This window comes from Actinomycetospora sp., from assembly GCF_055612215.1.
In genome coordinates, this window is sequence record NZ_JBVPVA010000758.1 from 1 (window position 1) to 5,741 (window position 5,741).

Annotated in this window: 8 protein-coding genes; 4 read left to right on the plus strand and 4 right to left on the minus strand. The window is 73.0% G+C overall.

Features of this window, described 5'->3' with window-relative positions; genetic code table 11:
• Positions 1–240 precede the first annotated feature (240 nt).
• On the minus strand, positions 241–1,221 hold the full coding sequence (locus tag AC0CYZ_RS20655; protein ID WP_472218742.1) for a cobalamin biosynthesis protein: 981 nt from the start codon (positions 1,219–1,221) through the stop codon (positions 241–243).
• Between the two features lie 52 nt (positions 1,222–1,273).
• Here AC0CYZ_RS20655 and tenA point away from each other — a divergent pair, with 52 nt between their 5' ends.
• Positions 1,274–1,924 carry a thiaminase II gene (tenA, locus tag AC0CYZ_RS20660; protein ID WP_472218744.1) on the plus strand — a complete coding sequence of 217 codons (651 nt, stop codon included), beginning with the start codon at positions 1,274–1,276 and terminating at the stop codon, positions 1,922–1,924.
• 67 nt (positions 1,925–1,991) lie between these two features.
• Here the strand turns inward: tenA and AC0CYZ_RS20665 are convergent, their stop codons facing one another.
• On the minus strand, positions 1,992–2,126 hold the full coding sequence (locus AC0CYZ_RS20665) for a hypothetical protein (protein WP_472218746.1): 135 nt from the start codon (positions 2,124–2,126) through the stop codon (positions 1,992–1,994).
• Between the two features lie 306 nt (positions 2,127–2,432).
• On the opposite strand from AC0CYZ_RS20665, the gene AC0CYZ_RS20670 reads away from it, so the two are divergent.
• A complete protein-coding gene (locus AC0CYZ_RS20670) occupies positions 2,433–3,860 on the plus strand; it encodes an MFS transporter (RefSeq protein WP_472218748.1) in 1,428 nt (475 codons plus the stop codon).
• Between the two features lie 63 nt (positions 3,861–3,923).
• Here the strand turns inward: AC0CYZ_RS20670 and AC0CYZ_RS20675 are convergent, their stop codons facing one another.
• Positions 3,924–4,256, minus strand: a complete 333-nt coding sequence (locus tag AC0CYZ_RS20675; protein WP_472218750.1) for a hypothetical protein — start codon at positions 4,254–4,256, stop codon at positions 3,924–3,926.
• A 38-nt stretch (positions 4,257–4,294) separates the two neighbouring features.
• Positions 4,295–4,666, minus strand: coding sequence for a hypothetical protein (locus AC0CYZ_RS20680; protein WP_472218752.1), 372 nt, complete (start codon positions 4,664–4,666; stop codon positions 4,295–4,297).
• Between the two features lie 120 nt (positions 4,667–4,786).
• Between AC0CYZ_RS20680 and AC0CYZ_RS20685 the strand changes: the two genes are divergently transcribed.
• Positions 4,787–5,023, plus strand: a complete 237-nt coding sequence (locus AC0CYZ_RS20685; RefSeq protein WP_472218754.1) for a hypothetical protein — start codon at positions 4,787–4,789, stop codon at positions 5,021–5,023.
• Positions 5,024–5,066: 43 nt separating this feature from the next.
• The gene (locus tag AC0CYZ_RS20690) at positions 5,067–5,627 is read left to right on the plus strand and encodes a GNAT family N-acetyltransferase (protein WP_472218756.1); all 561 of its coding nucleotides are present in this window, start codon (positions 5,067–5,069) and stop codon (positions 5,625–5,627) included.
• The last annotated feature ends 114 nt before the right edge of the window (positions 5,628–5,741 follow it).

Sequence of the window (5,741 nt, forward strand, 5' to 3'; positions counted from 1 at the left end):
GACGTGGCGCGGGCAGGCGAGCAGGTGCGCGGCGCGGAGCGCAGGCGGACGGCCGGACGGCGAGGCGGGCGGGCGCCGGTGCGGGGTGGGCAAGCGGACAGACGCGAGCGGGCAAGCGGACCGAGCGGGCGGCGGCGAACGAGCCGACGCGCCCGGCCTGAGGCGGGCCCTGTGCCGGCTAGGCGGTTGATCATGCCGAGGGCACCCCACCGGTGCGGTGCCCTCGGCATGATCAACTGCCTAGCGCGTCCGGCGTGGCCCCGACCCGGGCGTTCGTGGGCCCCGCTCGGCGCGGTCGACCCCGGCCGCCACCACGCCCGCGAGCAGCGCCGCCCCCACCGTCACCGCGCGGGAGAGGCCGACGGCCCGGCGGAGGTCCGGGACCCGGGGAGCCGGCCCGGTGCCGAGGGTCGGACGGTCCTGCTCGCCGTAGGGGTAGACGGTCCGCCCGCCGAGCCGGCGACCCAGCGCGCCCGCGAACGCCGCCTCGACGGGCCCCGCGTTCGGGCTGGGGTGGCGACGCGCATCGCGCCGCCACGCCGTCAGCGCACTCGTCGGCGCGCCCCCGACCAGCGGTGCGGCGGCCGCGGCGAGGAGGGCCGCGACCCGGGCCGGCACGACGTTCGCGACGTCGTCGGCCCGCGCGCTCGCCCAGCCGAACCGGGTGTGGCGGGCCGAGAGGTGCCCCACCATCGCGTCGAGGGTGTTCACCGCGCGGTACCCGAGCAGGCCCGGCACCCCCGCGACCGCTCCCCACAGCAACGGCGCGACCACGGCGTCGGAGGTGTTCTCGGCGACCGACTCCAGGGCGGCCCGGGCCAGGCCGTCGGCGTCGAGCGCGGACGGGTCCCGCCCGCAGAGCGAGGGCAGCCGCCGTCGGGCGCCGCCGAGGTCCCCCGCCGTGAGCTCGCCGGCCAGCGCGGACCCCTCCCCCGCCAGGGACCGGCCGCCGAGCACGGCCCACGTCGCGCAGGCGGTGACGGTGGTCGTCGCGACCGCCGACCGCCCGGCCACGCGTTCGGCCAGGGCCCCGCCGACCAGCGCACCGCCCACGAGGACCCCCGCGTAGGCGGCGCCGCGGGGCCGGGAGTCCGCCCACCAGACCCGCTCGAGCCGCGCCGCCCCGGCCCCGAACACGGCGACCGGGTGGCCACGGCGCGGGTCGCCCAGGAGCGCGTCGAGGACGACCCCGATCAGCAGCCCTGTCGCCCGTCCCCGCACGGCGGGATCATCGCAGCAGCACCCGGGCGCGCGGCGTGGAAGGCTGCCGGCCGTGGCTTTCAGCGACGAGCTCCGGGAGTCCGTGGCCGACGTCTACGCGGCCGTCCGCGTGCATCCGTTCCTCACCGGACTGACCGACGGGACGCTGCCCCACGAGGCGTTCGGCCACTTCGTGGTGCAGGACAGCCACTACCTGCGCGGGTACGCACGCGCCCTCGCGGTGCTGGCGGCGCGGGCGCCCACCGAGGAGGACACGACGCTGTTCGCCCAGCACGCGGCGGGGGCGATCGCCGCCGAGCAGGACATGCACGCGGCCCTGTCCGAGGCGCTCGCCCTCGACACCGGCACACCGCCCGCACCCACCACCGTCGCCTACACCAGCTACCTGCTCGCGACGTGCCACGTCGGCTCGTTCGCCGAGGGCCTGGGCGCGGTGCTGCCGTGCTACTGGATCTACGCGCGCGTCGGTGAGGCGCTGCTCGCGGAGTCGTCGCCCGATCCGCTCTACGCCCGCTGGATCGCGATGTACGGCGGCGAGGAGTTCCGGGCGGTCGTCGACGCGGCCGTCGGGGTCATGGACCGGGTGGCCGAGGACCTGGCTCCCGCCGAGCGGGCGCGGGTCGTCGCGCACCACCGCACGACCTCGCGCTACGAGTGGATGTTCTGGGACGCCGCCTGGCGTCGGGAGGACTGGCCGGTCTGAGCCGGGAACGACGACGGCGGCCCCACCCCGCAGGGTGGACCCGCCGTCGCGAGCCGCCGGGAGACCCTCAGGCCTCGACGAAGGTGGACTCACCCTCGGAACGGGAGCCCTTCCAGTTGCGCTGCGCGTACGCGGCGAGGCTGGACGCCACACCGACTCCCGCAACGGCAACGACAACCATGGCCTCGAACACTGCCGCCATCCTGTGGCTCCTCCTCACCGCGTGCACGCGCCGCCACCGGTGGGCGGGTCCTTCTGACCCGTTCGGAGCTCGGCGCTTGCGAATCCTCAGATGCTGTCCGCATCCACCCCCTAGGACGCGTCGATCTCGGCGGGTGTTCCAGGTGACGAAGGGAGGATCTTCGTGTTCCATGTCACCCTCAGGAGTTCAGTGCGCACGTGGGGTATCGGACCAGTACCGTTCGCTACACCAACGATACGAATCGGACATCGAGGTCACAACTACTCGCACGGTTCAGCATGAGCCACGGGCGCGGGAGGCAGAGACGTGACAGAGACGACGGACGTCGAGTCGGGCGGTACGCCGCCGAACATCACCGTGACCGACACCGCGGTCATGAAGCGCGCGGTCGGCGCGGCCGCGGTCGGGAACGTCACCGAGTGGTTCGACTTCGGGGTGTACGCCTACCTGGCGACCACCATCGAGGCCAACTTCTTCCCCCCGGACAATCCGACGCTCGCGCAGGTCGGGACCTTCGCGGGCTTCGCGGTGTCGTTCCTGGTGCGGCCGCTCGGCGGGCTGTTCTTCGGTCCACTGGGTGACCGCATCGGACGCACCCGGGTCCTCTCGATCACCGTCATCATGATGGCGGTAGGGACGTTCCTGCTGGGGTTCATCCCGTCCTACGCCTCGATCGGTATCTGGGCCCCGATCCTGCTGGTCCTCTGCCGCGTGATCCAGGGCTTCTCGACCGGCGGTGAGTACGCCGGCGCGATGACGTTCATCGCCGAGTACTCCCCCGACAAACGGCGCGGCTTCTTCGGCAGCTTCCTCGAGTGCGGGACGTTCATCGGCTACGCGCTCGGCGCCACCGTCGCGACGGTCATCCCGCTCATCTCGTCGCCCGAGTTCGCCGCCACCTGGGCGTGGCGCATCCCGTTCTTCATCGCGCTGCCGCTGGGCATCGTCGGGGTGTACCTGCGGACCCGGCTCGAGGAGACGCCCGCGTTCCAGACCCTGCTCTCCGAGTCCGAGGAGCGTGAGGGCACCCAGGCCGGAGCGGGCATCAAGATGCTGTTCGTGAAGTACTGGCCCGCGATGCTCACCGCCGGCGGCATCGTCGTGGCGTGGAACATCACCAACTACATGCTGACCAGCTACATGCCGACGTTCCTCGAGAAGAACGTCACCGACGCCGGCGGCAAGGCGATCGACACCACCACCTCGCAGCTCCTGCAGATCGTCATCCTCTGGGTCGCGGTCTTCGTGATCCCGTTGCTCGGCAACTTCTCGGACAAGGTCGGGCGCAAGCCGTTGATGCTGACCGGCGCGATCGGGCTCGTCGTCCTCGCCTTCCCGATGATCTACCTCCTCACCCTCGGCTCCGTGCCGTTGGTGGCGGTCGGGCTCGGGGTGATGGCGATCCTGCTGATCCTCTTCTCCTCCACGTCGCCGTCCACGTTGCCGGCGCTGTTCCCGACCGAGATCCGCTACGGCGGGCTGTCGATCTCGTTCAACATCTTCGTGTCGGCCTTCGCCGGGACGACGTCGCTGATCATGTCCGCACTCGTCCCGACGACGGGCTGGGCGTACTGGCCGGCGGTCTACCTGATCTTCGGCGGTGTGGTCGGTCTGCTCGCGCTGATCAAGCTCAAGGAGCCCGCCGGTCGGCCGCTGATGGGGTCGAACGCTGCGGTCTCCACGCCCGAGGAGGCGCGGGAGCTGGTCGCGTCCGGCGCCGACACCCGCGGCTGATCCTGCTCGCCGGACGCCCGTCCCGCCGTCGTGCGGGGCGGGCGTTCGCGTGCCCGGGACCGTTCAGACGGCCCGGCGCAGCACGAAGCGACTCTCGACGACGGTCGTGTAGGTCCCCGACGAGTGCACGTAGCCGGTCGGGTACAGCGCGTGGTGCGGACCGCCGAAGGCGACGAGCTCCCAGCCGTCCCGGCCGAGCCGGTTGAGGTGCTCGGCGAAGAGCCGGGCCCACGGCACGCTGTAGGGCCGGTACTCCTCGAAGAGCAGCTCGTCCTTCGGGCCGATCGCGTAGGCCTGCCACTCCGCGGTGTCGTGGCTGCTCGCCGCGGGGTCGAGGTTCCCGGTGGCCAACTGCACCGCCGAGATCTCCAGGGTGGCGTACTCCCACGAGGTCACGGGCCCGACCCTGTCATGCGGTGGCGACGGCAGCGACGTCAGGACGCACGGCGGTGGCGACGTGCCGGCTCACCGGCACCCGGGACCGCACCGCCGGCACGGCGCACGTCGGACAGCGGGCGGACGACGGTGGCCGGGGCCCGGCTCGGCGCGCGACGGCGGACCGTGGCCCGCCCGACGGGGATCCCCGCCCGCGGCCGCTCGACCCGCCGGCCCGCCAGGGTCTGCGGGCCCCGCCCGGCCTGGGTGGCCGACGACGGATCCCCGAGCAGGAACCCCGCGCCCTTCACGAGCAGCCCCAGCACGATCAGCACGATGCCCGGCAGCAGGCCGCCGTCGACCGCGAAGGCGACCGCCGCGCCGCCCGCGACCATCGCGAAGCCGACGAGGAGGAGCACTGCGGACCGCACTCCACAACGCTATGTGCTGCCCGGCCCGGTGGCATTGGTCTGTTCGGGTCGTGTTGGCCGCCGTGACGGCTGCACAGCGCGGCCGTAGGCTGCGCGCCAACGATCACTCGGGAGGGTGCCGTGAGGGAGCTAATCGTCCGCTACGTCAACGGGCCGTTGCAGGGAGAGGGCTCGATCTCGGTGCCCGACGCCGACGCCGAGCCCCCGCTGGTGCAGCGCATCCCGCTGCCCGCGCCCGAGCGCGGGGTCCAGCAGACGCCGTCGCGGATGGTGGGCGGCCAGAACCACGCCGTCTACGAGCGCACGGCCTACAACGAGTCCGGGGAGTGGGAGTTCCAGCTCGTCCGGATCGAGTAGCGAGGCGTGGCGGGGCCGGCGCCGCGCGGAGGAGGATGCCGGCATGACCGACTCCGGCATCTCGGTGCGGCCGGCCGAGGACGCGGACGCCGAGCGGATCGCCGCCGTGTTCGGCGGCTACGTGCTGGCCTCCATCGCCACGTTCGTCGAGGACCCGCCGCCGGCCTCGGCCTGGCGTGAGCGGTTGGCCGCCGCCCGCGAGCACAAGCTCCCCTTCCTCGTCGCCGACCTCGCCGACGGGCACCCCGGCGCGCCGGCGGGCGGCCTGCGCGTGGCCGGGTTCGCCGCGTGCACGCAGTTCCGTCCGCACGCGGCCTACCGCTACACGGTCGAGGACTCGGTCTACATCGCGCCCGAGGCGACCGGGCAGGGCCTGGGGAGCCGACTGCTCACCGCGCTCGTCGAGGAGCTGGGGCACACCGAGATGCGTCAGGTCGTGGCCGTCATCGCGACGCTCCCCGACGCCCGGCACGACACCCCGTCGATCGTGCTGCACCGACGGCTGGGTTTCGAAATCGTCGGACGTATGCCGGCGGTCGGCCACAAACAGGGGCAATGGGTCGACACCGTGCTGATGCAGAAGGACCTCCGTCCGGGTTCCTGACCATTCCTGGCGTCGGGGGAATTCTCGGCGTGCCGCACGGGAAGCATGTCGGACGCGCACGATCGGTTCGTCCGCTCCCGCGGTGGTCACGTGTTCAACGACCGAGCATTCTCG